Raw genomic sequence first — 24,578 nt, forward strand, 5'->3', positions numbered from 1 at the left:
TTGTCAAAGCTGATCATCCAGATTCCGTGCCTCAACGAGGAAGCCACCCTCGCGATCACGCTCGCCGACCTGCCGCGCAGCGTGACAGGATTCGAGCGCGTCGAATGGCTGGTGATCGATGACGGCTCCACCGACCGTACGGTCGAGGTGGCGCGGGCGAACGGCGTCGACCACATCGTATCGCTGCCGACCAACCAGGGTCTGGCTCGTGCATTCATGGCCGGCATCGAAGCCAGCCTCAGGCTTGGCGCCGACGTGATCGTCAATACCGACGCCGACAACCAGTACGACGCCCGCTCGATTCCCGATCTGGTGGCGCCGATTCTCGCGCGCAAGGCGCTGATCGTCGTCGGCGCCCGACCGATCGAGCAGATCGCGCATTTCTCGCCGATCAAGAAGCTGCTGCAGCGGCTCGGCTCGTGGGTGGTGAAGCAGGCCAGCGGCACGGTGGTCGCCGATGCGCCAAGCGGCTTCCGCGCCATTCACCGCGATGCGGCGGTGCGAATGAACGTGTTCAACTCCTATACCTACACGCTCGAGACCATCATCCAGGCCGGCCGCAACGGCATCGCCATCGCGTCCGTTCCGGTGGGCGTCAACGGCGACCTGCGCCCCTCGCGGCTGGTCCGCAGCATCGGTAGCTACGTGGCGAGGTCGATCCTGACGGTGGTCCGCATCTTCGTGCTCTACAAACCGCTGCGCTTCTTCCTCGGCCTTGCGATCATCGTCGCCCTGCCTGCTGTCATCGTCTTCGTGCGTTTCCTCTACCACTTCGCCATCGGCGAAGGCGCGGGCAACATCCAGTCACTGGTGCTCGGCGCCGGGCTCCTCGCGGTGTCGGGCATCCTCGCGGTGGGCGGCATCCTCGCCGATCTCATCGCCACCAACCGGCGGCTGCTCGAGGAAATCCGCGAGCGGCAGTTGCGGGCCGAACTGCAGCGAACCGCGCCATCCCGGGAGCACGCCCCATGAGCGGGCCGACCCACGTGCGGCACGACTACGTCAACGTCCCCGGCAACCACTACGACAAGTACAACACCAGGAACCCGGTCGCGCGCCTGCTGATGGATGGCTTCCTCGCCGCCTTCGATGAGCTCACGGCGAAGACCGGGGCGCGCACTGCCTATGAGGTTGGCTGCGGTGAGGGCAATCTCAGCATGCGGCTTGCCGATCGCGGCTGGACCGTGCACGGCTCCGACCTCGAGGCGAGCAGCGTCGCCGAGGCCAACGCGCAATGCGCCGAGCGCGGCCTACCTGCTGCATTCGAGGTTCGCTCACTGTACGACCTGAGGGCGGAGCAGAGTGCCCCGCTCGCGATCTGCTGCGAGGTGCTCGAGCACATCCCCGACACCGCCCGCGCCCTTGCATCCCTGCACAGGATCGCGACCCCGTACCTGCTGGTCAGCGTGCCGCGCGAGCCGATCTGGCGCGTGCTGAACGTGATGCGCGGCAAATACATGGCCGAGCTTGGCAACACCCCAGGACACATCCAGCACTGGTCCTCGTCGGCCTTCATCTCGCTGATCGCCCAGAACTTTGAGATCGTCGAGATCCGCCGCCCGCTGCCCTGGACCATGATTCTGTGCCGCAGTGGATGAGCTGAAGCCAGACACCGTCGCGAGGCCCTCGCGCCTCCACCCCTGGCTCAAGGCAGCCGGCATTGCGGTGACGCTGGCCGCGCTGGTGTTCGTGGTCTTCGCCGTCCAGCGCTCGTTCGGCCAGCTCAGCGCCGATGTCACCTCACCGACGTTCCTCGCGACGATCGCCGGCGGCAGCCTCGCCTATGCGCTGCTGCTGCTCCTCCTCGCGTTCGGATGGCACGGCATGCTGGCGGCCATCGATCGCCCCGCCATCGCGCTCCTGCCGGCGCTGGCCATCTACGCGCGCACCCAGGTCTACAAGTACCTGCCGAGTAACGTTCTCCACATGGTCGGCCGCTATGTCGAGGCCCGCACCGCCGGTGCCTCCCACACCGCACTCGGCATCGCCCAGCTCGTCGAACTGGCACTGCTTTCGGCTGCTGGTGGAGTGATCGCGTCGATCCTTGCCCTGCCCCTGCTGCTCGATCAGCTGCGTTTCCACGGCCTCGAAGCCTTGCTACTGCCCGCTATCGTCATCGGATGCACCGGTGTGGTGACCGTGCTCTTCGCCGCCGTTGCCCGAAGGCTCAAGGTCCAGCGCCTCGCCGGTCGTATCGTCGGCCGCGGCGTACTGGCATTGGGCCTCTACCTGCTGTTCATGCTCGGCAGCGGTGGCCTCGCGCTGGCGCTGGCCTGGAGCCTTGGCGGCCCCGGCGCGGCCTCGCCGCAGATCATCGGCATCACCGCCGCCGCCTGGCTGATCGGCTTCCTCGTTCCCGGCGCCCCAGGCGGCCTTGGCGTGCGCGACGCCGTGCTGATCGCCGGCCTGACCGCCGCCGGTATCCCAGGCGCCACCACCGTCGCGCTCGGCCACCGGTTGATCACCACCTTCGGCGATGTGCTGCTGGCCCTTATCGGCTTCGCTATGAAACGGAAGCCCTAGCAGCCCGTTCCCGCATCAGGCGGATTGGCCAACAGGTATAGTCCCCGCGGCAGGCGCGCTGCGCACGCGAGACCGTCCGAAGCCGGGTCGGTTGAGATCAACCCGGCCTTGGCCGGCAGCGGCCCGTCCATGTCGAGGAAGGGTGCATCGAGCGCGTACTGCAGCGAGTACGACCACGGCGACTGGTCGCGCACCGCCTCCGACCAGTACAGCGGCGCCAGTTGCGTCTTATGCACCGCGTCGACATCGGCGTTGAGAAACAGTAGCTGCACCTCGGCATGCTGCAGCTCGTGCCAATGGATCGCCGCTCCGGCGAGGCCGATGAACAGCACGAGCACGATCATCCGGCCGATCCGGCCGGCAAGCAGCAGCAGCGCCGCAGGCACGGCGAGGAATATCGAGCTTGCCCCGAAAAAGCGCAGCGGCGTCGACTCCACCCCGGCGAGCCAACCCACTCCGGCGACAGCCTCCGGATGCGCCGGCTCAAGCTCGGCCATCAACGGCAGCACCGCCAGCAGCCAGCCGGCCGCCACGATCACTACGACCCCGACTATGCAAACCAGCCGCTGCTCCCTGCTCCGCTCGCCCAGCACGAGCCAGCACAGGCCCAGCCAGATCAGCACGATCGAAGCGCTGTCGATGTACCGCCCGTAGGCGATGTGATCGACGCGCGTCGGCTCCAGCATCTGCACGACGGAAGCGGCTGCAACCGCAAGTACCGCCGCAACCACGTAACCCGCCACGAGCCGAAGCGTCGGAGCGCCGGGTGTCAACGCCTGGCGGCCCGCGAACCACAGACCCAACCCGGCGAGGCCGAGGCTTGCCGCCAACTGGTACCAGAACTGTCCAAGCATCACGGTCAGGCCGGTAAGCAGAGCATCCGGCCGCAGCAACCGGCCCATGAGCGTTTGTTCCGCCGAATAGGCTCCATCACCCCACAGCGCAGCGTGCAGGTAGTCCATTGCAGCCATCTCGCCGGCCACAAGAACGACGAAGAGCACCAGCGCTGCGACGAGGGCGCGCGTGTCGACCGTTCGCATCGCGCGGAGCGCGATCAGCACAATCGGGGTCAGCAGCAGGATCAGCAGCGCCTTGGGGTGAACCGCGTAGAGCGCCGCGCCGGTGGCGGCGAACAATAGCGCCCATCGCGCCCGGGGGTTCAGCGCAAGCTTCGTCAGCGACCAGACCTGCAGGACGAATACCAGCCGGAACAGAGCCTCGGACCAGGCGTAGTGGGAGACGAAAAAGCTGGATGGCCAGAGCGCGACAATGGCCGCCGCCAGCACCATTGCCGGCGACCGCTTGAAGCCGAATGCCGCGCCAATGCTGACCAGCAGCGGCACCAGCAGCGCCGCGAGCCCCGCGTTGACCAGCATGAAGCCCTTGTAGGCCACGAGCGGATCATGGGTGAACCACAGCACCGGCACCAGCAGCAGCGAGTAGCCAGCGTGATAGTAAGGCGCTGTTCCCATGTTGATGGTCACGGGCGCCCCGGCGAGCCATTGCGCCTGGGCGATGAAACCGAGTTCGTCCCAGGCGATCCGTGGCAGTGTGCCGACCCAGGTCGACCAGGCATAGATCGCGAAAACGGCCACTGTCGCGAGCAGCACCAACAGCTGGCTGTCGATCCCGGTCGCGTCCGCTACGCCTTCGCGTTCAACCTGCTGCACGGCCACGACCTAAACCTAATGTGAGATTCGGTGATCGCGTGTAGGATGTCGCCGGCCGGAAGGCGCAGCAATAGCGGCGGCCGTTTCCGGCCACCGTTCCAAGGGTATTTCTGAGCTAAGCCGCCTACCAGCGGATCAGCGAGGCGCCCCAGGTGAAGCCGCCGCCCATGGCCTCGATCATCACCAGGTCGCCGCGCTTGATGCGGCCGTCGGCGACGGCCGTGTTCAGCGCCAGCGGCACCGAGGCGGCGGAGGTGTTGGCGTGGCGATCGACGGTCACCACTACCTTTTCCGGCGGCAGGCCGAGCTTCACGCCGGCGCCGTCGATGATGCGCTTGTTGGCCTGGTGCGGCACGAACCAGTCGAGATCGTCGATGGTGTGGCCGGTATCCTCGAGCACCTTGTAGACCACGTCAGTGATCATGCCGACGGCGTGCTTGAACACTTCCTTGCCCTCCATGCGGACGTGGCCCATCGACTGCGTCGAGCTCGGGCCGCCATCGGTATAGAGCTTGTTCCAGAAGTGCCCGTCGGAGCGCAGCGAGGTCGCGAGCACGCCGCGCTCTTCGCCGGCCTTGCTGATTTCCATCACCGCGGCCCCTGCCCCGTCGCCGAACAGCACGCAGGTGGTGCGGTCGTTCCAGTCGAGAATGCGCGAGGCGGTTTCGGCGCCGATCACCAGCGTGCGCTTCGATAGCCCGTTCTTGAGGTACGAGTCGGCCGTCGCCACCGCATAGACGAAGCCCGAGCACACCGCCTGGATGTCGAACGCCGCACCATGGTGCATGCCGAGCTTCTGCTGCACCACCGCAGCCGTTGCCGGGAAGGTCATGTCCGGCGTCGTCGTCGCGACGACGATCAGGTCGATGTCGTCGATCGTGAGTCCGGCATTCTCCAGTGCCTTGCGGCCGGCGGCCGCGGCGAGGTCGGAGGTGTTCTCGCCTTCCGCCGCGATGTGGCGCTGCCGGATGCCGGTGCGCTGCACGATCCACTCGTCGGACGTGTCGACGGTCTTTGCCAGCTCGTCATTGGTCACCACACGCGCCGGCAGGTAAGCGCCAACACTGCGGATGATGGATTTCTTGTCGGTCACGCGGGTTTGGCCTCGGGTTCGGGAGCGGGCGCCGCCTCTGCCTGGGGCGCCACGTTGAGTGTGGGGAAGCGGCGCATGCCTTCGCCGATCTTGTCCATGACACGGCTGCGCGCCATTTCGTAGGCAAGGCTCAGCGCGCCTTTGAAACCGATCTCGTCGGTACCGCCATGCGACTTGATGACGACGCCATTGAGGCCGAGGAACACGCCGCCGTTGATGTTGCGGGGGTCGAGCTTGCGCTTGAGCGCCTGTAGCGCCTGCCCGGCAATGGCTGCGCCGAGCATCGAGACGATATCGGCTTTCAGCGCCTCGCGGATATAGGTGCCCACCTGCCGGGCGGTGCCCTCGGCCGTCTTAAGCGCGATATTGCCGGCAAAGCCCTCGGTCACCACCACGTCGACCGTGCCCTTGCCGATGTCATCGCCCTCGACGAAGCCGTGATAGATGAAGCCCTCGCCGCTCGCCGCCTGGAGGATGCGCGCCGCTTCCTTGACCTCGTCGTGGCCCTTCATCTCCTCGGTGCCGACATTGAGCAGGCCGACCGTCGGCAGCTCCTGGTCGAACAGCGCACGAGCCAGCGCCGCGCCGAGAATCGAGAAGTCGGTCAACTGCTTGGCGTCGCCGCCCACCGTGGCGCCGACATCAAGCACGATGATGTCGGTCCTCAGCGTCGGCCACAGCGCCGCGATCGCCGGGCGCGAGATGCCCTCGATGGGCCGCAGGCAGAACGTTGCCATCGCCATCAGCGCGCCGGTATTGCCACCGGAGATCGCGACGTCGGCCTCGCCATCTTTCACCGACTGGATCGCCGCCCACATCGAGGATGTGCCGCGGCCCTTGCGCAGGGCCTGCGACGGCTTCTCGTCCATCGAGATGACGTTCTCGGCATGGACGATCTTCGAGACCTTCTTGAGGTCCGGAAACTCGTCGAGCAGCGGCTTCAGGTCGGCCTCGCGGCCATGGAAGATGAAGTTGGTGTTCTTGCGCTCGCGCCAGAACAGGCGCGCGCCTTCGACCGCCACGCGCGGGCCTTTGTCGCCGCCCATGGCGTCAACCGAGATACGGATGGAGTCGCTCATCGCCGCCTGGTCCAGCGTCCCCTAGCGGAGACGGGTTTCAACATACTCAAACGCTTACCCCAAGCAAGATATCACCCGGACGCAACCGGACCCTACCCCTTGTCCTCGGGAGTCTTGAGGATTTTGAGGCCGGCGAAAGGCAAGTCGCTTCCCATGTCGCCATCATCGCCCAACGCGCCCAGGGTTTCACCGGGCAAGCGCGGATAGGAATCCATGGCCAGGGCCAGGGTTTCGATGATCAGCGCCGAAAGGTCGGCTTCGTTGCCCTCGAAATGGTCCGGCACGTCCTCGCCTTCAAGGTCGACGAAGATTTCCGCATCGGCGGCGACGGCGTACTCCTTCTCGCCGCCGGGCAGGAACACCCGCTCGATCGGCTCGGAGATCTCCTGCGTCACGGGCTCCAGCGACACCACGCTCGGCTGCACCGTGGTGCCGATCAGCCGCCCGGTCACCCGGATGCCGCCCTTGAAGCGCACGGCATGCAGCCTCACGTCGAGCTTTTCCACGGCGGTGATGCCCAGCTGGTCGGCAATCGCCAGCCGGTCGGCCGCACCCACCGACAGCACCAGGTCGCGCCCGGCGGTCGGCATCGAATCGAGACGGATGCTGGCATCCGGTATCCGCACCTGCTTCAGCTCGCCGCTCATGCTGCAGCCGCCAGTTCGAGGCGCCCGCCGGCGATATCGCCGAGCGGCTGCTCGGCCAGCTTGTCGTACTGGGTAAAGAGGTAACCCGCCAATGCGGCAGCATGGTTCGAGTCGGCCTCGCCATAGACGTTGCGGCGCAGCACGGCCTCGACGCCCGGCCGGTCGTCGCGATCCATCGCCTCATTGAGGCTGGTCATCAGGCCATAGAAGAGCTCGCTCATCTTCCGCACCTTCTTGGGCACGGCCATGTCGCCTGCCCCCATCTCGCGCAGCGAACGGTCCATGTCCTTGAAAAACAAATCGAACAGCGCCTGGCTGAACTCCGCCCCGGCCTGCTTTTCGACGCGCAGCCGCCGGAACAGCAGCGACAGGTGCAGCGAGATCATGTCGAAACGGCCGGTCACCGTGTCCGGAATACCCCACTCGGCGTAGAACACCGGTTGCCGGGATTGCGCCACAATAGCTGTATAGATCGCATAAACAGCGTCCGTGGCCGGGTTTTTCCTGAACAAGTTCAATATCATCAGTCGCGCTCCGCGGTTTTGCGGGACAAGGTGCTGCCGGTGTGGAAGGGTTCGGGCAAGGATGCAACCTAGCTTGCCAGCGGGCGCCTTTGACAGCTACACAGTGCCCGCTCGGCCAAGGCCGTGCTAATAGTAGACAGCGATCGGGAAAGTCAAATTGATGCCTTTGCGCACCGTCACTAACCGCCTCCTCCCGATTACCGCCGTGCTGCTCCTCAGCCTGTCGCTTGAGGCCTGCAGCAGCGGCATGAGCCTGACCCAGTCGCGGGCCCGCGGCTACGAAATCTCCGAAGATGCCGTGGCGCAGATTCGCGTCGGCCAGAGTGCCGCGCTGGTCACCGCTGTGCTCGGCTCGCCGCAGGTCACCAACTCCTTCGCCACCGAAACCGCCTGGTACTACCTAGGCGAAAAGGTGCAGCAGACGGCCTTCGGCATGGAGCTCAGCAAGGAGCGCACCCTGCTGGTCGTCTACTTCGACAAGAAGAACAAGGTGGTCGATACCGAGCGGCTGGGCGTCAAGGACGGCAAGTCGTTCTCGATCGAGAGCCGCCGCACCCCGTCCTATGGCCAGGACCGCACGTTCCTCGAGTCGATCATCTCGTCGATCTGACGTTCAGAATGGCTTCAGACGGCGTTCATGCCGATGGCAGCCCCGGGGCATTCCTGGGGCGCATGCTGCTCCATGCCAGCGCCAGGATTGCTGCCGCGGCAAGCGGAATCACCAGGATGTTGATCGACTGCCAGCCGATCAGCTGCAACAGCAGGCCTGAGGCGATCGACGCCAGCGCCATCACGCCGAACACCACCTGCTCGTTCAGCCCCTGCACCCGCGCCGCCTCTTCGGGCCGATAGGCCGTGGACAGCAGCGCGGTTGAGGCGATGAATCCGAAGTTCCAGCCAACCCCCAGCAGCACCAGCGAAATCACGAAGTGCGCCACCGTGATTCCGGTGAGGTTGACGATCGCCGAGGCGAGGATCAGCAGCAGTCCCAGCGCCGCCGTGAGGTGCGCGCCGATGCGGTTGATCACCGAGCCGGTGATGAAGCTGGGCGCGAACATTGCGACGATGTGCCACTGGATGGCGAACGCCGCTTCCTCCGTGGTGTGCCCGCAGACATAGACCATGGCCAGCGGTGCCGCGACCATCACCATGACCATCAGCGCGAAGCTGGCCGAGGCGCCGAGCATCGGCACGAGAATGTCGACGCTGCTCAGCAAGACCTTGAACGACCTGCCGGATTTCTTGATCGCCGCTTGCGCCGCAGTGGGCGCGAGCCGGGTGAGAGCCAGCACCGCGACGGCGATCAACGCCAACACCGCCATCGCAACATAGGTGCCGACAAAGGTCGCTCCGGGGATCAGGTCCTTGGTCAGGATGCTGAGCCAGGGCCCGAGGAATCCCGAAATGACGCCGCCTGCCAGCACCCAGGAAATCGCCCGCGCCTTCAGGGCCATGGGCACGCTGTCAGCCGCGGCGAACCGGTATTGATTGGCGAAAGCCGAGGTGACGCCGAGCAGCCCCAAAGCCACGGTGAACAGCCAGAAGTTGCCGAGCCACGCGGCCAGCGCCGCAAGCAGCGCGCCGGGGATGGCCAGCGCGGCGCCGAGCATGAAGCCCTGCCGGCGGCCCCAGGAGTGGATGATATAGGCCGACGGCCCGGTGGCCAGCGCGGTGCCGATGATCATGAAGGTCACGGGCACCGTCGAAAGCGACTTGTTCTCGATCATGGCGATCGCCGTCAGCGACGCGACCGCTCCCAGCACTGCCTGATTTGAGCCGACGATGGCCTGCGCCGTGGCAAGCAGACCGATATTGCGAAGAGGCGTGCCAGTCGTCTGTTTGGCGCGCTCGTCCATCGCGCCCTACCTGGCCTGCTCGCTGTCGCGGCCGGCCTTGCGGGCCACCTCGTCGAGCACGGCATTGACCATCTTGGGCGCGTCGTCCTCATAGAAGGCCTTGGCGACGTCGACATACTCGGTGATTACCACGCGCGACGGGATGTCCTTGCGCTTCAGCAGCTCGAACGCCGCGGCACGGAGGATGGCGCGAAGCGTCGCATCGATGCGGCCCATCGGCCAGCTGTCGACCAGCGCATCGTCGACGGCGGGATCGATCTGCAACTGGCCCTTGATCACGCCGGTGACGATCTGGCGGAAGAAGTCGGCATCTGCCGGCAGGTAATCCTCGCCCTCGATCTCGCGACCGAGATGCACGGTGCTGAACTGGCTCAGGGTATCCTCGAGCGTCTGGCGACCGACATCCATCTGGTAGAGGGCCTGGACGGCGGCCAGCCGAGCCGCGCCGCGCTGGTTGGCGGTGCGAGGAGTCGAAGGATCACGTGGCTTAGGCTGGGCCATATCTAGAAAGTCATTTCGTTGTACGCGGTGAGACGCGCAATGTTCTGCCCTTTGGCTTAGCCACTAGGCGGCAGAACCGCAATCTCAATCGTCGTCGTGGTTGGGCTTGTGACGCTCGTCATCGCCGAGTTCGGTGAGAAACGAGCGGAAATCGTCGGCAGCGGAGAAGTTCTTGTAGACCGAGGCAAACCGCACGAATGCCACGTCGTCGAGGCCCTTCAGCCCCTCCATCACGAACTCGCCGATCTGGTCGGAGCTGATCTCGGCATCGCCGAGGCTTTCGAGCTGCCGAACCACCCCGGAGATCATCCGCTCGACCCGCTCCGGCTCGACATCGCGCTTGCGCAGCGCGGTGTTGACCGAGCGCGCGAGCTTGTCGCGATCGAACGGCACCTTGCGGCCGGACTTCTTGACCACCAGCAGCTCGCGCAGTTGCACGCGCTCGAAGGTGGTGAAACGGCCGCCGCAGGCATTGCAGATCCTGCGACGGCGAATGGCGTTGGAATCCTCGGTCGGCCGGCTGTCCTTGACCTGCGTGTCATCATTTCCGCAATAGGGACAGCGCATCAGCGTACCTCTTCAGTCTCGGGCCAGCGCCCCTCACCCGTTCCGGCTTCGCCGGGCCGCCCTCTCCCCGACGGGGAGAGGAAACCAGCCTGCGCGGTCGACGCCCTGTTCTTCTCCCCGTCGGGGAGAAGGTGGCGCGAAGCGCCGGATAAGGGGTGGCGCCCCGTCATCTCAGTCGGCGTAGACAGGAAAGCGCGACGTCAGCGCCACGACCTTGTCGCGCACCGCCGCCTCGACGGCAGCGTTACCCTCGTCGGAATTGGCTTCGCGCAACCCATCCAGCACCTCGACGATCAGCTTGCCGATCTCGCGGAACTCGGCTTCGCCAAAGCCGCGGGTGGTGCCCGCCGGCGTGCCGAGACGAATGCCCGAGGTCACAAAGGGCTTTTCCGGATCGAACGGGATGCCGTTCTTGTTGCAGGTGATGTAGGCGCGGCCGAGGCCGGCTTCCGCCCGCTTGCCGGTGGCGTTCTTCTTGCGAAGATCGACCAGCATCAGGTGGTTGTCGGTGCCGCCCGAGACCACGTCGAGACCGTTCTCGATCAGCGTCGCGGCCAGCGCACGGGCGTTGGCGACAACCTGGCGGGCATAAGCCTTGAACTCGGGCTGCAGCGCTTCCTTGAAGGCCACGGCCTTGGCCGCGATGACGTGCATCAGCGGCCCGCCCTGCAGCCCCGGGAACACCGCCGAGTTGATCTTCTTGGCGATCGCCTCATCGTTGGAGAGGATCATGCCGCCGCGCGGGCCGCGGAGCGACTTGTGCGTCGTGGTGGTCGTCACATGCGCATGCGGCACGGGCGAGGGGTGCACGCCGCCGGCGACGAGGCCGGCGATATGGGCCATGTCGACCATCAGGTAGGCACCGACTTCGTCGGCGATCTCGCGGAACCGGGCCCAGTCCCAGACGCGGGAATAGGCCGTGCCGCCGGCAAGGATCAGCTTGGGCTTGTTCTCGCGGGCGAGGCGCGCCACCTCATCCATGTCGAGCAGATGGTCGTCCTTGCGGACGCCGTACGACACGACCTTGAACCACTTGCCGCTCATATTGACCGGCGAACCGTGCGTCAGGTGACCACCCGAGTTGAGGTCGAGGCCCATGAAGGTGTCGCCGGGCTCGAGCAGCGCCAGGAATACTGCCTGGTTCATCTGCGAGCCGGAGTTGGGCTGCACGTTGGCGAAATTAGCGCCGAACAGTTGCTTGGCACGCTCGATCGCCAGGTTCTCGGCGATGTCCACGTACTGGCAGCCGCCGTAGTAGCGCTTGCCCGGGTAACCCTCGGCGTACTTGTTGGTCATGATCGAGCCCTGGGCCTCGAGCACGGCCCTGGACACGATGTTCTCGGACGCGATCAGCTCGATTTCGTGCTGCTGACGGCCAAGCTCCAGCTTGATGGCTTCGGCGATCTCGGGATCGGTTTCGCTGAGCGTGTTGGTGAAGAAACGAGGAAAGAGCGGAAGGGATGTGGCGGCGCTCATTTAGCGTCTCCCGGGGCACAAGGAATGGGGGGTTTTGCTGGCGTGCGTGTAGCACGCGGGCAGCGGCGATTCCAAGCTGGCGACAGCCTGGCAAAGAGTGCGGGTTCTCGGGTTCATGCGGGCTCCCATGATGTTTCTACGGGTTGCCCAGGCGAGCGGCAGCTTGAAGTTCGCGTTCCCCGATGGTGCCCCATCTGATCTCGCCAGTCGCGCGAACCTGCTTCTTATCGCAGAGTTGGCCGATCGATGAAAGCCCCTCGCGCCGGGCCCCCGAGCAACTATGAGCCCCGAGGCGCGTTTGGAGGCAGCGTCAGCACAACAAGAAGACTAGGAGTCTCACATGAAGAACCTCGCTTCCGCCATCGTCGCCACTGGTCTTGCCGGCCTCATGATGATCCCGGCGCCGGCCAGCGCGGCTTCCGTCAACATCAGCATCGGGCAGCAGCAGCGCTACGTTTCCGAACGCTGTCTTGAGCACCCGAACTGGCGTGGCTGCGACGACTGGCGCCGTAACCACAACCGCTGGGGCAAGAACGACTATCACAACTGGTATCTGTGGAACCGGCCCCATCTCGGCTCGATAGGCGCCGGCATCTTCGGCTTCGCCGTGGGCGCCGCGATCGTCGGCAGCATGAACCGCAACGTCGATCGTTACGACGACGACTTCGACGACCATGTCGCGGCCTGCGAGGCGCAGTACCGCTCGTACAACGCCGAGACCGACATGTTCCTCGGCTATGACGGCGACTATCACCGCTGCAACCTCTGATGCAGGCGGGGCGCCGGACCGGCGCCCTACCCCTTCGGCGGCTTCAGGAAATCGACCAGCCGGCCGGTCCCGCGCCGGATCCCTGCCCATTGCTCCACATCGAAGTCGATCACTGCAATCCCGCCGGTCGGAAACCGTTCCATGAGCGTCGAGACCTGATCGGCGTCGCCCTCCCCCACGAGCAACGCAGCCGTTTCCTCGGTGGCCGGGTTGTGCCCCACCAGCATCAGCGCGCCGTTGTAGTGCTGGCTGCGGATCAGCTCGATATAGTCGTCGTCCCGCTGCGCATAGACGGCGTCGCTAAAGCCGATTTCGGCCGGACGAGCTTGGGGGGGCATGCGCCCTAGGGCCAGCTCCAGGGTCTCGCGCGTCCGTCTCGCGGTCGAGCAAAGCACCTGGTCGGCACGCCAGCCCCGTTTTGCCAACGTATCCCCGATCCACGCCGCAGCCACGATGCCGCGCTCGGCAAGCGGCCGGTCGATGTCGGTAAGACTTGTGTCGGCCCAGTCGGACTTGGCGTGACGGATCAGGATGAGGCGCGGCATGGCGGGGATTGTAGCGCTGCGACAAAGCCACCGCGAGCCGCGATTGCAACCAAATCGCGGGCCTGACGCTTGTTGTCACGCGCGTTATCGGAGTGGAGTTCTGATGATGAACAATCTCGCTCGCGCCGCTGTTGCGGCCGTTCTCGCCAGCGTGATGGCGATACCGATGCCCGCCGCGGCCGCGCCATTCGGCCCGCTCATCTATCAAGGCCCGGTCCGGATGCTCGAGGCGCGCTGCATCAACTGCGGACCGCGCTGGTCGCATAAGCGCGGGCACCGGATCGTCCGGCGCCTGCATTCGCCCTTCTTCTGGGCACCGGGCATTCTCGGCTTCGGCGCCGGGTTGTTCATCGGCAGCACGCTGACCAACAGCGGCTTGGTGAGCATCCATGTCCAGCGCTGCTCGACGCGCTTTCGGTCCTTCGACCTGGAGCGAGATGCATTCCTCGGTTTCGACGGCCGCTGGCACCGCTGCCGCCTCTAAACGATGCGTTTCGCCGGGGATGCGGCCACGCTGCACCCCCGGCAGCCAGGCTTGTCGCTATAGTGCGGCAATGATTCGCATGAGCCTGACCCTACGATGAGCGACGACAAGACCCTCCCCCCCGACGGCGAGGACAAGCGGGTCGTCGATCTGCGCGAGGCGCTCGAAGAGCGCTACTTGTCCTACGCGCTCTCGACCATCACCCAGCGCGCCCTGCCCGACGCTCGCGACGGCCTGAAGCCGGTGCACCGCCGGATTCTGCATGCCATGCGGCTGCTGCGGCTCGATCCGGACGGCGCCTACAAGAAGTCGGCCAAGGTCGTCGGCGACGTGATCGGTAGCTTCCATCCGCATGGCGACCAGTCGATCTATGACGCCATGGTCCGCCTGGCGCAGGACTTCGCCATGCGCTACCCGCTGGTCGACGGCCAGGGGAACTTCGGCAATATCGACGGCGACGGCGCGGCGGCCTACCGCTACACCGAAGCCCGCATGACCGGCGTCGCCTCGCGGCTGCTCGAGGGCATCACCGAGGACGCCGTCGACTTCAAGCCGACCTATGATGGCGCCACCGAGGAACCCTCGGTGCTCCCGGCCAACTTCCCGAACCTCCTCGCCAACGGCTCGCAGGGTATCGCCGTCGGCATGGCGACCTCGATCCCGCCGCACAACGTCGCCGAGATCTGCGACGCGGCGCTGCACCTGATCAACAACGGTCGCGACGCCACCACCACGGCCGACCTGATGCACTACATCCCCGGCCCGGATTTCCCGACCGGCGGCATCCTGGTCGAGAACCAGGCCTCGATACACAGCTCTTACGAGACCGGCCGCGGCTCGTTCCGCCTACGGGCCCGCTGGATCCGCGAGGACAAGGGCCGCGGCGTCTACCAGATCGTCGTCACCGAGATCCCGTACGGCGTGCAGAAGTCGAAGCTCGTCGAAAAGATCGCCGAACTGCTGCTGGCCAAGAAACTGCCGCTGCTCAAGGACATCCGCGACGAGAGCGCCGACGATGTACGCCTCGTCATCGAGCCGCGCGCCGGCACCGTCGATCCTGCCATCCTGATGGAGCAGCTGTTTAAGCTTTCCGACCTCGAACAGCGCATCCCGCTCAACATGAACGTCCTCGATCGGGGCGTCGTGCCGCGGGTGATGAGCCTCAAGGAGGCGATCGTCGCCTGGCTCGAGCACCGCAAGGATGTGCTGGTACGCCGCACCAACAACCGCCTCGCCGACATCGCGCGGCGGCTCGAGGTGCTCGACGGCTACATCGTCGCGTATCTCAACCTCGACGAGGTGATCCGGATCATCCGTGAGGAGGATGACGCGAAGGCCTCGCTGATGGCGACGTTCAGCCTCACTGACGTGCAGGCCGAAGCCATCCTCAACATGCGGCTTCGTTCGCTGCGCAAGCTCGAGGAAATCGAGTTGCGCACCGAGCACAAGAACCTCACCGAGGAGCAGGCGCACCTCAACGCACTCATCGCCTCTGACAAGCGGCAATGGGGCGAGATCGCGACGCAGATCGCCGACCTCAAGAAGGCCTATCCGAAGTTCGAGAAGGACGGCACGACCCGGCATCCGCTGTGGGGCCGCAAGACCGATTTCTCCGAGGCAATGGACATCGACCACGACGAAGTGGCGACCCAGATGATCGAGCGCGAGCCGATCACGGTGATCCTCTCGGAAAAGGGCTGGATCCGCTCGATGAAGGGCCACACCACCGAGATCGACGAGAAGGGCTTCAAGACCGGCGACCGGCTGAAGCTCTATCTCCACTGCCAGACGACCGACAAACTGCTGCTGCTCTCCACGGGTGGCAAGGTTTTCACCCTCGCCGGCGACCGCCTGCCCGGCGGCCGCAGCCAGGGCGAGCCGGTGCGGCTGATGGTCGATATCGAGGAAGGCCAGGACCTCGTCGATCTCTTCGTCTACCGCCCCGGCCGCAAGCGTGTCATCGCGTCGCGCAAGGGCGACGGTTTCATCGTCGCCGAGGACGAGCTCATCGCCAATACCCGCAAGGGCAAGCAGGTGCTCAACGTCGCCGACAACGAGGAAGCGCGGCTGCTGGTGCCGGTCGAAGGTGACATGCTCGCGGTGATCGGCGAGAACCGCAAGATGCTGGTGTTCCCGCTCGACCAGCTGCCCGAAATGGGTCGCGGCAAGGGTGTGCGTCTGCAGAAATACAAGGATGGCGGGCTCTCGGACCTCAAGACCTTCCCCTCCGCCACCGGCCTCACCTGGACCGACTCCTCGGGCCGCACCTACACCAAGACGGTGGGCGAGTTGACCGAATGGCTGGGCGAGCGCGCCTCCGCCGGCCGCCAGCCGCCGACCGGGTTCCCGCGCAACAACAGGTTCGTCGGATAGTGCCGAGCCGCGACTGCGTCCTGTTCGTCACCCACCGGTGGAGCCCCAGCGTTGCGGCACACTACGCGCGGCTGAAGCGCGAGGCCGGAACGGTGCTCGACGTCTACCTGGTCTACCAGGCCAGTAGCCCCGAGGCGGTCCCCGCAGGCGTGTCGCCTGACGTCGTGGTGACTTTGGAGGATATCGCTTCGGTCTTCCCGCAGCGTTTCGCCCAGTACAGAACGACCTGGACCTTTCACAGCGGGGAACTGGCGTGGATGGCGGCGGTCGGGAGGGCTCCCCTCTCCGCTTACGAACGGGTATGGGCGCTCGAGTATGATGTGGACTTCAGCGGCAACTGGGCAACATTCTTCGGGGCCGCGGTCGGCTACGAGGGCGACCTGCTGGGGCTCGATCTGCGGTATCGCCACAAAACCCCGAAGTGGCCAAACGCCACAGACTACGAGCAGCCGGCCTATGCCCCGCCGGAGCCGGTGATCGGGTTCTTCCCGATCGTCCGCGCCGGCCGCAGGCTCATCGACAGCTACAGGAACGAGCTGGAAGCGGAAGGCTGGAAGGGACACTTCGAGATCGTGCTTCCGTCGCTGGCCCTAGCCAAGGGGTTCAGTGTCAGCGAAATCGGCGGCGATTCAGGCTTCACCCCCAACGAGCGGCGCGGTCTCCACTACAGCACCCCTGCCCTCGTCGGCCGTGCCGCCGCGACGTTCCTGTTCCGCCCGCCTCGGTCCTTCCGCTATTTTGTCGAAGCGCCTCACTCGTTCCGGCAGCCCAACCGTCTCTACCACCCGGTCAAGACGGACCTGCCGCTCGGTGACCGGATCGCGCTCAGCTGGCGGAAGTTCGGGCACCACTGGGTGGCATTCCGCAACCGGATGCTACGGCGCGGGTAGACACGCGGCTCCCCGGCATGCAGACTTCTGCCGGGTGGTGACGATCTGCAGAGAATAGCTTGACCACGCCCCTTGCTACCCCCACTTCGCGCGATTGCGCCGTCTTCCTGACGCATGTCTGGACACCGGCCGTCTCCGATCACTACAGCCGGTTGAAGCGCGAGGCGGGTGTCGCTCTCGATGTCTATCTGGCCTTCCAACCGTCCTCGTCGGGTGTTCCGGTGCCCACGGACATGAATCCGGACATCGTCATCGGGCTGGAGCAAGGCGCGTCGCTGCTCCCCCGGCGCTATGCTGCGTACATGAAAGACAGTCGCGAAGCTCCCTGGGGCTACGTGGATCTCGTTTGGTGCACCGCGTTTCTCGATCCCCTCCTGTCGGGCTACGACCGGTTCTGGCTGGTCGAGTACGATGTCGATTTCAGCGGTGACTGGCGCGACTTCTTTGCCGAAGCCGCAACCTTCTCGGGAGACCTGCTGGCGACGCGAGTGCGACGCCGCAGCGACGATCCGCGCTATGGCCACCTGGGCTACTTCCGCATGCCGGAGCCGGCGGTCGAGGATCCGGTTATCGCGCTGTTCCCGATCTCCCGGCTGACCCGCAAGCTGCTCGAGTCCTATCGGGCAGAGCTGGCGGCGCGGGACTGGCAGGGGCACTTCGAAATCGTGCTGCCCTCGGTCGCGGCCTACCTCGGTCTGGCAATCGAGGAGATCGGCGGCGACGGGCCATTCACGCCTCCCGAACGGCGCAATCGCTTCTACCGGGGCCCGTTCGACCTGATGTCGACCTACGAGACGACGTTCAACTACCGGCCGGTGCAGAGCTTCCACTATTTCGGGGAAGCCCCGCAGAACTTCCGGGAGCCGAACCAGCTCTACCACCCGGTGAAGACCGACCAGTCGCTCTGGCAAAGCCTCAGGCTTTTGCGTGAGCGCTCAAAGCACCAGTGGCGGACGTTCAAGAAGCGGTTGCGCTAGGCGACTCCAGCCGCCGCCACCCCAGTGGCCCACGCTGCACTTCCAGCGGGCGGAACTGGCCCTTGTAGGCCATCTTGGGCGAATCCTTCACCCAGTAGCCGAGGTAGACATAGGTGAGCGCGGCGAGCTTCACCTGCTGGATATGGTCGAGGATCAGCAGGTTGCCGAGGCCGCGCTTGTCGAGCGCCGGGTCGTAGAAGCTGTAGACCATCGATAGGCCGTCGGGCATCACGTCGGTCAGCGCCACTGCGACCAGCGGGCGTTGCGGGTGCGAGGTCAGCCGGTATTCGACCACCACGGTCTGCACTGGGGTGTCCTCGACCATGTACTCGTAGTCGACGAAGCTCATTTGGGTCATGCCGCCACCGGCGTGGCGGGCGTCGAGGTAGCGCTTGAACAGCGCGAACTGCTCGGCCGTGGCGCGCGGCTGGCACACTTCCACGGCCACGTCGACGTTGGCCTTGAGGATGCGGCGGTAGCGGGCAGAGGGTTGGAATTCCTGCGCCACGATGCGGACCGACTGGCAGGCCGAACAGCCGTCACAGGCGGGGCGGTAGATCAGGTTCTGGCTGCGGCGGAAGCCGTTGTCGCTCAACAGGTGATGGAGCGACGCGGCCCTGCGGCCGGTCAGATGGGTAAAGAGCTTTCGCTCCTGACGGCCCGGCAGATACGGGCATGGCATGGCCGCCGTGAGAAAGAGCTGGGTGTTCTCGGGCGTCTGATCGGTCATCGTCGTCCTTCGAGCGATACCGAGAGGATAGACGCGAGCACGGAGCCGGGCAATGGCAGATCACACCCGGCGCACCGGATCAGGCGGAGTGCATGTTCCCCGAGCGCCAGAAGCGCTGCATCGGAGAGCGACGGAGCATCAGCGTGCCGACCACCAGGTCGTGGAGCATCTGCTGGCGCGGCGTGAACAGCGCGAACAGGATCGAGAAGGGCCACGAAATCCACACCGTCACCCAGAACAGGATCGGGTGGATGAGAATGCTCCAGCCATTGAGCGGCGTGCCGCGCACCGGAGTCAGCACGATGTCCATCATCTGCATGCCGACAGTGGCGCGCATCGGCGAGCCGAGCGTCGCGGCATAGTAGGCGAGGATCGCCAGCGGAATGATGATCGGCAGCGCGATCAGGCCGAGGCCGAGTGTCACGATGCCGAACACGGTGCCAACCAGCAGCGCCGCAATGGTGATGAAGGTGATGATCACGCAGTCGATCAGCCACGCCGCAGCGCGGCGGAGCAGTACGCCATCGAACAGTTCCGGCGCGTTGGACGGGTCGGGGAGATGATCGTTCATGGTGTTGCCCTGGTTCATGATCAAAAAGATGGGAACCACTCAGTTCCACACAAGTGGCCAGGGGCAGAAAATCGGACCTAGGCGTTCAGCAGCCGCGCCGCCTCGAGCGCAAAGTAGGTCAGCACCCCGTCGCACCCAGCCCGCTTGAACGCGACTAGACTCTCCATCATGGCCCCCTCGCCGTTGATCGCGCCCGCTGCGCCCGCGAGCTTGATCATCGCGTACTCGCCGGACACCTGGTAGGCGAACAGCGGCACATCAAACGCGTCGTGGCAGCGCTGCACGATGTCGAGGTACGGCAGGCCCGGCTTCACCATCACCATGTCGGCACCCTCGGCAATATCCTGCGCCACCTCGCGCATCGCCTCGTCGGAATTGGCATAGTCGAGCTGATAGGTGCGTTTGTCGCCGATGAGCCGGCTGCCCGAACCTACGGCCTCGCGGAACGGTCCATAGAAGACCGAAGCGAACTTGGCCGAGTAGGCCATGATGGCGACGTGGTCGAAGCCCTCGGCGTCCAACGCCTGCCGGATGGCAGCCACGCGCCCGTCCATCATGTCCGATGGCGCGATGATGTCGGCCCCGGCCCTCGCCTGCATCAGCGCCGCCTTGACCATCGCCTCGACGGTCTCGTCATTGAGGATCTCGCCGTCACGGACCAGCCCGTCCTGGCCGTCGGACGAATACTCGTCGAGCGCGACGTCGGTGATGAGGCCGATATCGACGCCGGCGTCCCTGATAGCGCGCAGTGCCTGCGCGGTGAGATTGTCGGGGTTCCAGGCCTCGCTGCCGTCGGCGTTGCGGCGATCGTCCTGCGTATTTGGGAACAGCGCCAGCGCCGGGATGCCCTCGGCGGCAGCATCCTTGGCCAGTTGTACCAGCAGGTCGACGCTTAGCCGCTCGACGCCAGGCATGGTCTTGATCGCGGTCCGCTCGTTCTGCCCGTCGATGACGAAGACCGGCAGGATAAGGTCGTGCGGCGTCAGCACCGTCTCGCGCACCATATTGCGCATCCACCCGGTCCGGCGCAGCCGCCGCTGCCGGCGCCCGCCGAGAAAGCTCATGTCGTGCTTGGGCCAGTTCGTGCTCATCGGTGTGCTCCGCTCGGTCGCCGCGCTTCTAGCAGGCGCCGCCGCGCCGCGCCAAGGCTCACGCTTGTCGCACTGGCCCATCCGCGCTATCCACGGGCATGGATTTCAAGAGCGAACTCGCCGGCCGCTACCTCAGGATCATCGCCATCATCGCGCTGCTGCTTGGGCTCTCCGACGCGACGCGGTTGCTCGGCGTATCGTCCGGTGCCCAGAGCCCGATCGCCCTCCTCGGTCCCGCCGGCTTCGCCTATCTCACTGTGTTCTGCCTCGCCCGGCTGTTCGCCGCCGTGGGCATCTGGATCCGCGCCAGCTGGGGTGCCGTGCTGCTGGTCGGCGCTACCGTGATCGAACTCGCGCTCTATCTCGGCGGGGTGCGCGACGTGCAGATCGGCGCCTTCGGTTTTGCCCTGAGGCTGCTGCTGGTGGGGAGCATCGCGGTGCTGTTCTTCCTCAGCTTCCGGCTGCGCCGCGCGCACGACTGAGGCACAGGTAACGGACGATTCAGGTTACAATTTTCTGACCCCTGGTTACCTCTCGTAAAGCCAAATTCCTGAACTTTTTCCGTAAGATAGTTTTAAGTCTACGGCTTAAGGCCATCTTATTTGGGCACCCGTAATTTGGGTCCTATGAGACGCGAAGAAATCGCGCAAGACGACAGGACAGTGAGGCACAAATGGCAATCAAATCCAACGCCGCAGAGGCAATGGTTCCGGAAGAAGCCCCAGGGCTCAAGCCGCTCTACCTAGAAGCCGTCAGCCGTGTCGAACGGCTCCATCGCCGGCTGCTCGATCTGATCAAGGACGAGTTCGACCGGATGGGCTGGGACGATATCAACCCCGTCCAGGCGCTGCTGATGTTCAACATCGGCGATGCCGAGATGACCGCCGGCGAGCTGCGCTCGCGTGGCTACTATCTGGGCTCGAACGTCTCGTACAATCTGAAGAAGCTGGTCGAGACCGGCTACATCTTCCAGGAGCGTTCGCGTTCCGACCGCCGTTCGGTCCGCATCCGGCTGACCCCCAAGGGCGAGGAAGTGGCCGAGGTGATCGACGAACTCTACGATCGTCACCTGAAGTCGATCGAAAAGGTCGGCGGCCTCAATGGCGAGACCTTCGAAGGCCTCAACAAGGCACTCGGCCGTCTCGAGCGCTTCTGGGTCGATCAGATCCTCTACAAGCTCTGATCCCAGGCTCTCAACGACCAGTGTGGCATCGCTGCCACAATGAGTTCAGCAAACGCCGGCCTTAAGCCGGCGTTTCTTATTTATGCCCAGAATTCGGCTATGCATCGCAGCAATTGCAGGCTGATCCCTCTGTCGCTGCAAGCTCCTTGGTTTTGTGCGTCCGAACGGCCGGCGGTTCACAGCTGCTTGACCGCGTTGGTGACATCTGGGGGCGATGCTATGAGGGATTTCCTCTCCGACGTCCGACTGTGGGTGACTGAATGCGGCTGACTCGACGTTCCTTCGTGACCTCCCTGGCGACTGCTGGCGCCGCGTTGGCCATGCCCGCCATTGCGCGGGCTGAAGAAGACAATTTCTGGGACATGTTCGGCAAGGACCGCGCCATGCGGAATGTCGACCAGGAAGGCAACACGGCCACCGCCAAGAGCCTCGTCGACACGATCGAACCGATCCTCAGCTACGACACCTCGTACAATCTGCAGCTTGCTATCCAGAACTACGAGGCGTTCGTTTCCGCCAACGGCAGCTGGGAAGCGCCGAGCCGCGAAACCTTCGGCCTGAAGCTCGGTGAATCCCGCCGCGCCGCTGCGCTCTTGAAGCGCCGACTGATGATCAACGGCGACATGCCGCTCGAAAAGCGCGTCAACGAGGAGTTCGACGCCGGGCTCGACGCCGCGGTGCGCCTGTTCCAGGCCCGCCACGGCCTCGTCATCAACGGCCAGGTGGACGAGGCGACGTTCTACGCGCTCTCCGTTCCGGCCGATTACCGCCTCAACCAGCTCCGCCTCAACGCGCAGCGCATCGACCAGTGGGCCTCGGCGCTCTCCGATCGCTACGTCGCGGTGAACATCCCGGCGGCGACCGTCGAGGCCGTCGAGGGCGCGCAGGTGGTGCAGCGCCACAATTCCGTCGTCGGCAAGGTCGATCGCGCCACGCCGATCCTCAACTCCAAGATCTTCCAGGTGAAGTTCAATCCTTACTGGACGGTGCCCAAGAGCATCATCGAGAAGGATATGATCCGGTACATGAACGAGGATCCGGAGTACCTGACCAAGTTCCGCATCCGTATCTTCGACGGCAACGGCAACGAGATCCCACCCTCCGCCATCAACTGGCAGACCACCGAGGCGGTGAAGTACACCTTCCGGCAGGACCCGGGCGGCGAGAACTCGATGGGGCACTGCAAGATCGACTTCTACAACAAGTACGACGTCTACATGCACGACACGCCGCAGAAGGCGCTGTTCGGCGAGAACGCCCGCTTCCACTCGTCGGGCTGCATGCGCTGCGAGAACATCGAAGAGCTGGTCGCGTGGCTGCTGCGCGACAATGGCGGCGGCTGGACCCCGGAAACCGTCATGTCCGCCTGGGAACAAGGAATGCGCGAGGACATCAAGCTCGACGTGCAGATCCCGATCCACACCACCTACATCACTGCCTGGGCCAACCGGCAGGGCACGGTGAGCTTCCGCGACGACGTCTATCAGTTCGACGCGCAGGGCATCGTCAGCTTCGGGGACGCCTGATCACATGGCCGGGCGCGATGACAATCGTCCGTCCGGCCGCGTCCTCTTCGAGTTCACCCAGCTCGGCCAGCAGATGCGCGTCGCCGCCATCGATGAGGCCACCGGCACCGAAGTGGTGGTGATCGCCCCCCTCAGCGCCACCCCCTTCCAGATGCAATCGCTGGCGCTCGCCAAGCTCAAGCGCAAGCTCGCCGGCGAAGACCCACCGACACCAAGCGGACCGAAGCCGGCGAAGTACGCTTGATGGTGCCTTAGGCGCCGCCGGTCACATAGGCCGCCAGGTTCTCCAGCGACGACTTCAGCCCCGCGTCGTGGTCCTGCATGCTGATCCCTTCCGGTACATCCTCGGCGAGAAAGATCACGCGTGTCCCGCCGGGCGCCGGTTCGAGGTCCCACACCATCCGCATGGTGCCGGCAAACGCCGGGTCGTCGCTCTTGAAGCGCACCAGTTGCACTACCCGCTTGCCGGGAACCAGCTCGGCGAACTCGGAGTGCACCACGTCCGTGTCCTCGGTGGACTTGCCGCGGCCGGGCTCGCTGTAGTGCAGCGCCATCCGGAAGACCCCGCCTGGGCGCGGCTCGAAATCGAGGATTTCGCCGGTCATGCCCTCGGGTGGCAGCCAGGCGAGGAGTGCATCGCGATCAACGAAGGCCTGGTAGATCGTCTCCGGCGGTGCCGCGACGATCAGCGATGCGGTGTCGACGCGCAGGTGTTCCGGCATGTTCGTCTCCCGTTGGCGTGCATCAACGCACAGGCGAGCAGATTGGATCAACCTTCAGGCTGCGGACACCAGCCCCACAAACGTCTCCCGGATGGCCGGCGGTTCCAGTTGGCGCGCCATCCAGACGTGCATGTCGAGAAAGTGCCCGGTAAGCGCGAAGGCGTCGCTCACGTCTTCGGGGGTCGGTTCGGCATGCCCGATGAGGAACGGCGGCAGGCGCAGCAGCCGGTCGAGGTATGGCTCGGCCGCGGCGCGGCTCACCGCCCGGCCGGACTTGGGGGAGACATGGGTAAGATCGCGCGTCGTGCCGGTGGCGGCGCAACTGCTGAGGTCGAGCCCATATCCCAGTTCATCGAGCAGGATGAGCTCGAACCGCGCCACCGAGGCGCCGAGCTCGAGCGGCGTGCCCTGCTGGTCGAGGATGCGGATGGCGAGGCCGAGCAGGCGGTCATGCGGATCGCGCTCCGGCAACAGCCGCAGGTGCTCGCAGACCAGCTGGCTGGCATAGAGTCGTAGCCGGTCGGCGATCAGCGCCGCGGCGCGGGCCTCGAGCAGTTCGAGCGTGAAGGTGCCGAGGTGTTCCTCGAGCCGGGCCCGCCACGTGACCTGCACCGAGTTCCCGGGCTGCAGCGTCGCCGCGAGTTTCGAGGATCGTCCGCCCCGGATCAGCCCGAGCTGCCGCCCCCTGCCCTCGACCATCACCTCGGCGATGACGCTCGACTCGCCGTGACGGCGAACCCCGACGATCAGGCCCTCACCGTCCCATTGCATCGGATGTCAC

The 24,578-nt window shown here is 65.3% G+C and carries 28 protein-coding genes and 1 riboswitch; of the genes, 13 read left to right on the forward strand and 15 right to left on the reverse strand.

The features are described 5' to 3' along the window. From AC1DWU_RS16930 to AC1DWU_RS16940, 3 genes are read left to right on the forward strand one after another with little or no spacing between them, the layout of a single operon-like run. Positions 1-972 carry a glycosyltransferase family 2 protein gene (locus AC1DWU_RS16930; protein ID WP_477151169.1) on the forward strand — a complete coding sequence of 324 codons (972 nt, stop codon included), beginning with the start codon at positions 1-3 and terminating at the stop codon, positions 970-972. Further along, complete coding sequence (locus AC1DWU_RS16935) at positions 969-1,598, forward strand: class I SAM-dependent methyltransferase (protein WP_477151170.1); 630 nt, start codon at positions 969-971, stop codon at positions 1,596-1,598. The genes AC1DWU_RS16930 and AC1DWU_RS16935 overlap by 4 nt, the downstream gene beginning before the upstream one ends. Beyond that, positions 1,591-2,523 carry a hypothetical protein gene (locus tag AC1DWU_RS16940; RefSeq protein WP_477151171.1) on the forward strand — a complete coding sequence of 311 codons (933 nt, stop codon included), beginning with the start codon at positions 1,591-1,593 and terminating at the stop codon, positions 2,521-2,523. Before AC1DWU_RS16935 ends, AC1DWU_RS16940 begins: the two co-directional genes overlap by 8 nt. On the opposite strand, the gene AC1DWU_RS16945 is transcribed toward AC1DWU_RS16940, so the two are convergent. The 5 genes from AC1DWU_RS16945 to AC1DWU_RS16965 form a co-directional block, all read right to left on the reverse strand. Next, positions 2,520-4,193: a hypothetical protein gene (locus tag AC1DWU_RS16945; RefSeq protein ID WP_477151172.1), complete on the reverse strand. Its 1,674-nt coding sequence runs from the start codon at positions 4,191-4,193 to the stop codon at positions 2,520-2,522. The genes AC1DWU_RS16940 and AC1DWU_RS16945 overlap by 4 nt on opposite strands. A 124-nt stretch (positions 4,194-4,317) precedes the next feature. Beyond that, positions 4,318-5,286 carry a beta-ketoacyl-ACP synthase III gene (locus AC1DWU_RS16950; protein ID WP_477151173.1) on the reverse strand — a complete coding sequence of 323 codons (969 nt, stop codon included), beginning with the start codon at positions 5,284-5,286 and terminating at the stop codon, positions 4,318-4,320. Further along, the gene (gene plsX, locus AC1DWU_RS16955; RefSeq protein ID WP_477151174.1) at positions 5,283-6,365 is read right to left on the reverse strand and encodes a phosphate acyltransferase PlsX; all 1,083 of its coding nucleotides are present in this window, start codon (positions 6,363-6,365) and stop codon (positions 5,283-5,285) included. The genes AC1DWU_RS16950 and plsX overlap by 4 nt, the downstream gene beginning before the upstream one ends. Positions 6,366-6,457: 92 nt before the next feature. Next, the gene (locus AC1DWU_RS16960) at positions 6,458-7,012 is read right to left on the reverse strand and encodes a YceD family protein (RefSeq protein WP_477151175.1); all 555 of its coding nucleotides are present in this window, start codon (positions 7,010-7,012) and stop codon (positions 6,458-6,460) included. Then, a complete protein-coding gene (locus AC1DWU_RS16965) occupies positions 7,009-7,536 on the reverse strand; it encodes a ubiquinol-cytochrome C chaperone family protein (protein WP_477151176.1) in 528 nt (175 codons plus the stop codon). The genes AC1DWU_RS16960 and AC1DWU_RS16965 overlap by 4 nt, the downstream gene beginning before the upstream one ends. A 160-nt stretch (positions 7,537-7,696) precedes the next feature. Here AC1DWU_RS16965 and AC1DWU_RS16970 point away from each other — a divergent pair, with 160 nt between their 5' ends. Beyond that, complete coding sequence (locus AC1DWU_RS16970) at positions 7,697-8,146, forward strand: outer membrane protein assembly factor BamE (protein WP_477151177.1); 450 nt, start codon at positions 7,697-7,699, stop codon at positions 8,144-8,146. 25 nt (positions 8,147-8,171) lie between these two features. Here the strand turns inward: AC1DWU_RS16970 and AC1DWU_RS16975 are convergent, their stop codons facing one another. From AC1DWU_RS16975 to glyA, 4 genes are all read right to left on the reverse strand, one after another. Beyond that, a complete protein-coding gene (locus AC1DWU_RS16975) occupies positions 8,172-9,392 on the reverse strand; it encodes an MFS transporter (protein WP_477151178.1) in 1,221 nt (406 codons plus the stop codon). 6 nt (positions 9,393-9,398) lie between these two features. Continuing rightward, entirely contained in the window at positions 9,399-9,893 is a 495-nt protein-coding gene (nusB, locus tag AC1DWU_RS16980; RefSeq protein WP_477151179.1) for a transcription antitermination factor NusB, read from the reverse strand. An 84-nt stretch (positions 9,894-9,977) separates the two neighbouring features. Next, on the reverse strand, positions 9,978-10,460 hold the full coding sequence (gene nrdR, locus AC1DWU_RS16985) for a transcriptional regulator NrdR (RefSeq protein ID WP_477151180.1): 483 nt from the start codon (positions 10,458-10,460) through the stop codon (positions 9,978-9,980). A gap of 171 nt (positions 10,461-10,631) precedes the next feature. Next, positions 10,632-11,936 carry a serine hydroxymethyltransferase gene (glyA, locus tag AC1DWU_RS16990; RefSeq protein ID WP_477151181.1) on the reverse strand — a complete coding sequence of 435 codons (1,305 nt, stop codon included), beginning with the start codon at positions 11,934-11,936 and terminating at the stop codon, positions 10,632-10,634. A gap of 138 nt (positions 11,937-12,074) precedes the next feature. Next, positions 12,075-12,157: riboswitch (ZMP/ZTP riboswitch) on the reverse strand. 119 nt (positions 12,158-12,276) lie between these two features. Here glyA and AC1DWU_RS16995 point away from each other — a divergent pair. Further along, a complete protein-coding gene (locus tag AC1DWU_RS16995) occupies positions 12,277-12,705 on the forward strand; it encodes a BA14K family protein (protein ID WP_477151182.1) in 429 nt (142 codons plus the stop codon). 26 nt (positions 12,706-12,731) lie between these two features. On the opposite strand, the gene AC1DWU_RS17000 is transcribed toward AC1DWU_RS16995, so the two are convergent. Continuing rightward, positions 12,732-13,250, reverse strand: a complete 519-nt coding sequence (locus AC1DWU_RS17000) for a SixA phosphatase family protein (RefSeq protein ID WP_477151183.1) — start codon at positions 13,248-13,250, stop codon at positions 12,732-12,734. Between the two features lie 103 nt (positions 13,251-13,353). On the opposite strand from AC1DWU_RS17000, the gene AC1DWU_RS17005 reads away from it, so the two are divergent. The 4 genes from AC1DWU_RS17005 (at position 13,354) to AC1DWU_RS17020 (ending at position 17,974) form a co-directional block, all read left to right on the forward strand. Beyond that, entirely contained in the window at positions 13,354-13,734 is a 381-nt protein-coding gene (locus AC1DWU_RS17005) for a BA14K family protein (RefSeq protein WP_477151184.1), read from the forward strand. Between the two features lie 96 nt (positions 13,735-13,830). Next, positions 13,831-16,107, forward strand: a complete 2,277-nt coding sequence (parC, locus tag AC1DWU_RS17010; protein WP_477151185.1) for a DNA topoisomerase IV subunit A — start codon at positions 13,831-13,833, stop codon at positions 16,105-16,107. Next, positions 16,107-16,997: a hypothetical protein gene (locus AC1DWU_RS17015; protein WP_477151186.1), complete on the forward strand. Its 891-nt coding sequence runs from the start codon at positions 16,107-16,109 to the stop codon at positions 16,995-16,997. The genes parC and AC1DWU_RS17015 overlap by 1 nt, the downstream gene beginning before the upstream one ends. A gap of 59 nt (positions 16,998-17,056) precedes the next feature. Next, on the forward strand, positions 17,057-17,974 hold the full coding sequence (locus AC1DWU_RS17020) for a hypothetical protein (protein WP_477151187.1): 918 nt from the start codon (positions 17,057-17,059) through the stop codon (positions 17,972-17,974). Here the strand turns inward: AC1DWU_RS17020 and AC1DWU_RS17025 are convergent. The 3 genes from AC1DWU_RS17025 to hemB form a co-directional block, all read right to left on the reverse strand. After that, positions 17,955-18,704, reverse strand: coding sequence for an arginyltransferase (locus AC1DWU_RS17025; protein WP_477151188.1), 750 nt, complete (start codon positions 18,702-18,704; stop codon positions 17,955-17,957). The two genes, AC1DWU_RS17020 and AC1DWU_RS17025, sit on opposite strands and share 20 nt — an antisense overlap. A 79-nt stretch (positions 18,705-18,783) precedes the next feature. Then, on the reverse strand, positions 18,784-19,275 hold the full coding sequence (locus AC1DWU_RS17030) for an RDD family protein (RefSeq protein WP_477151189.1): 492 nt from the start codon (positions 19,273-19,275) through the stop codon (positions 18,784-18,786). Between the two features lie 77 nt (positions 19,276-19,352). Continuing rightward, entirely contained in the window at positions 19,353-20,366 is a 1,014-nt protein-coding gene (gene hemB, locus AC1DWU_RS17035) for a porphobilinogen synthase (protein ID WP_477151190.1), read from the reverse strand. A 98-nt stretch (positions 20,367-20,464) separates the two neighbouring features. Between hemB and AC1DWU_RS17040 the strand changes: the two genes are divergently transcribed. From AC1DWU_RS17040 to AC1DWU_RS17055, 4 genes are all read left to right on the forward strand, one after another. Further along, on the forward strand, positions 20,465-20,848 hold the full coding sequence (locus AC1DWU_RS17040) for a DUF6163 family protein (RefSeq protein WP_477151191.1): 384 nt from the start codon (positions 20,465-20,467) through the stop codon (positions 20,846-20,848). Between the two features lie 191 nt (positions 20,849-21,039). Next, positions 21,040-21,549 (forward strand): transcriptional regulator LdtR, encoded by a 510-nt coding sequence (ldtR, locus tag AC1DWU_RS17045; protein ID WP_299640485.1) that lies wholly within the window; start codon positions 21,040-21,042, stop codon positions 21,547-21,549. A 284-nt stretch (positions 21,550-21,833) separates the two neighbouring features. Beyond that, positions 21,834-23,075 carry a L,D-transpeptidase family protein gene (locus AC1DWU_RS17050; protein WP_477151192.1) on the forward strand — a complete coding sequence of 414 codons (1,242 nt, stop codon included), beginning with the start codon at positions 21,834-21,836 and terminating at the stop codon, positions 23,073-23,075. 4 nt (positions 23,076-23,079) lie between these two features. Continuing rightward, complete coding sequence (locus AC1DWU_RS17055) at positions 23,080-23,319, forward strand: DUF6898 family protein (protein ID WP_477151193.1); 240 nt, start codon at positions 23,080-23,082, stop codon at positions 23,317-23,319. Between the two features lie 7 nt (positions 23,320-23,326). On the opposite strand, the gene AC1DWU_RS17060 is transcribed toward AC1DWU_RS17055, so the two are convergent. Continuing rightward, entirely contained in the window at positions 23,327-23,797 is a 471-nt protein-coding gene (locus AC1DWU_RS17060; RefSeq protein WP_477151194.1) for an SRPBCC family protein, read from the reverse strand. A gap of 54 nt (positions 23,798-23,851) precedes the next feature. Further along, on the reverse strand, positions 23,852-24,568 hold the full coding sequence (gene recO / locus AC1DWU_RS17065; protein ID WP_477151195.1) for a DNA repair protein RecO: 717 nt from the start codon (positions 24,566-24,568) through the stop codon (positions 23,852-23,854). Positions 24,569-24,578 lie beyond the last annotated feature (10 nt).

It is taken from the genome of Devosia sp. P2_G7, assembly GCF_056403495.1.

Bases quoted from the DNA above. Each gene is read 5' to 3' on its own strand.
- AC1DWU_RS16935 (WP_477151170.1), top strand. From the start codon at position 969: ATGAGCGGGCCGACCCACGTGCGGCACGACTACGTCAACGTCCCCGGC.
- plsX (WP_477151174.1), bottom strand. From the start codon at position 6,365: ATGAGCGACTCCATCCGTATCTCGGTTGACGCCATGGGCGGCGACAAA.
- AC1DWU_RS16960 (WP_477151175.1), bottom strand. From the start codon at position 7,012: ATGAGCGGCGAGCTGAAGCAGGTGCGGATACCGGATGCCAGCATCCGT.
- AC1DWU_RS16965 (WP_477151176.1), bottom strand. From the start codon at position 7,536: ATGATATTGAACTTGTTCAGGAAAAACCCGGCCACGGACGCTGTTTAT.
- AC1DWU_RS16970 (WP_477151177.1), top strand. From the start codon at position 7,697: ATGCCTTTGCGCACCGTCACTAACCGCCTCCTCCCGATTACCGCCGTG.
- AC1DWU_RS16975 (WP_477151178.1), bottom strand. From the start codon at position 9,392: ATGGACGAGCGCGCCAAACAGACGACTGGCACGCCTCTTCGCAATATC.
- nusB (WP_477151179.1), bottom strand. From the start codon at position 9,893: ATGGCCCAGCCTAAGCCACGTGATCCTTCGACTCCTCGCACCGCCAAC.
- nrdR (WP_477151180.1), bottom strand. From the start codon at position 10,460: ATGCGCTGTCCCTATTGCGGAAATGATGACACGCAGGTCAAGGACAGC.
- glyA (WP_477151181.1), bottom strand. From the start codon at position 11,936: ATGAGCGCCGCCACATCCCTTCCGCTCTTTCCTCGTTTCTTCACCAAC.
- AC1DWU_RS16995 (WP_477151182.1), top strand. From the start codon at position 12,277: ATGAAGAACCTCGCTTCCGCCATCGTCGCCACTGGTCTTGCCGGCCTC.
- AC1DWU_RS17000 (WP_477151183.1), bottom strand. From the start codon at position 13,250: ATGCCGCGCCTCATCCTGATCCGTCACGCCAAGTCCGACTGGGCCGAC.
- AC1DWU_RS17005 (WP_477151184.1), top strand. From the start codon at position 13,354: ATGATGAACAATCTCGCTCGCGCCGCTGTTGCGGCCGTTCTCGCCAGC.
- parC (WP_477151185.1), top strand. From the start codon at position 13,831: ATGAGCGACGACAAGACCCTCCCCCCCGACGGCGAGGACAAGCGGGTC.
- AC1DWU_RS17025 (WP_477151188.1), bottom strand. From the start codon at position 18,704: ATGACCGATCAGACGCCCGAGAACACCCAGCTCTTTCTCACGGCGGCC.
- AC1DWU_RS17030 (WP_477151189.1), bottom strand. From the start codon at position 19,275: ATGAACGATCATCTCCCCGACCCGTCCAACGCGCCGGAACTGTTCGAT.
- hemB (WP_477151190.1), bottom strand. From the start codon at position 20,366: ATGAGCACGAACTGGCCCAAGCACGACATGAGCTTTCTCGGCGGGCGC.
- AC1DWU_RS17040 (WP_477151191.1), top strand. From the start codon at position 20,465: ATGGATTTCAAGAGCGAACTCGCCGGCCGCTACCTCAGGATCATCGCC.
- ldtR (WP_299640485.1), top strand. From the start codon at position 21,040: ATGGCAATCAAATCCAACGCCGCAGAGGCAATGGTTCCGGAAGAAGCC.
- AC1DWU_RS17055 (WP_477151193.1), top strand. From the start codon at position 23,080: ATGGCCGGGCGCGATGACAATCGTCCGTCCGGCCGCGTCCTCTTCGAG.
- AC1DWU_RS17060 (WP_477151194.1), bottom strand. From the start codon at position 23,797: ATGCCGGAACACCTGCGCGTCGACACCGCATCGCTGATCGTCGCGGCA.
- recO (WP_477151195.1), bottom strand. From the start codon at position 24,568: ATGCAATGGGACGGTGAGGGCCTGATCGTCGGGGTTCGCCGTCACGGC.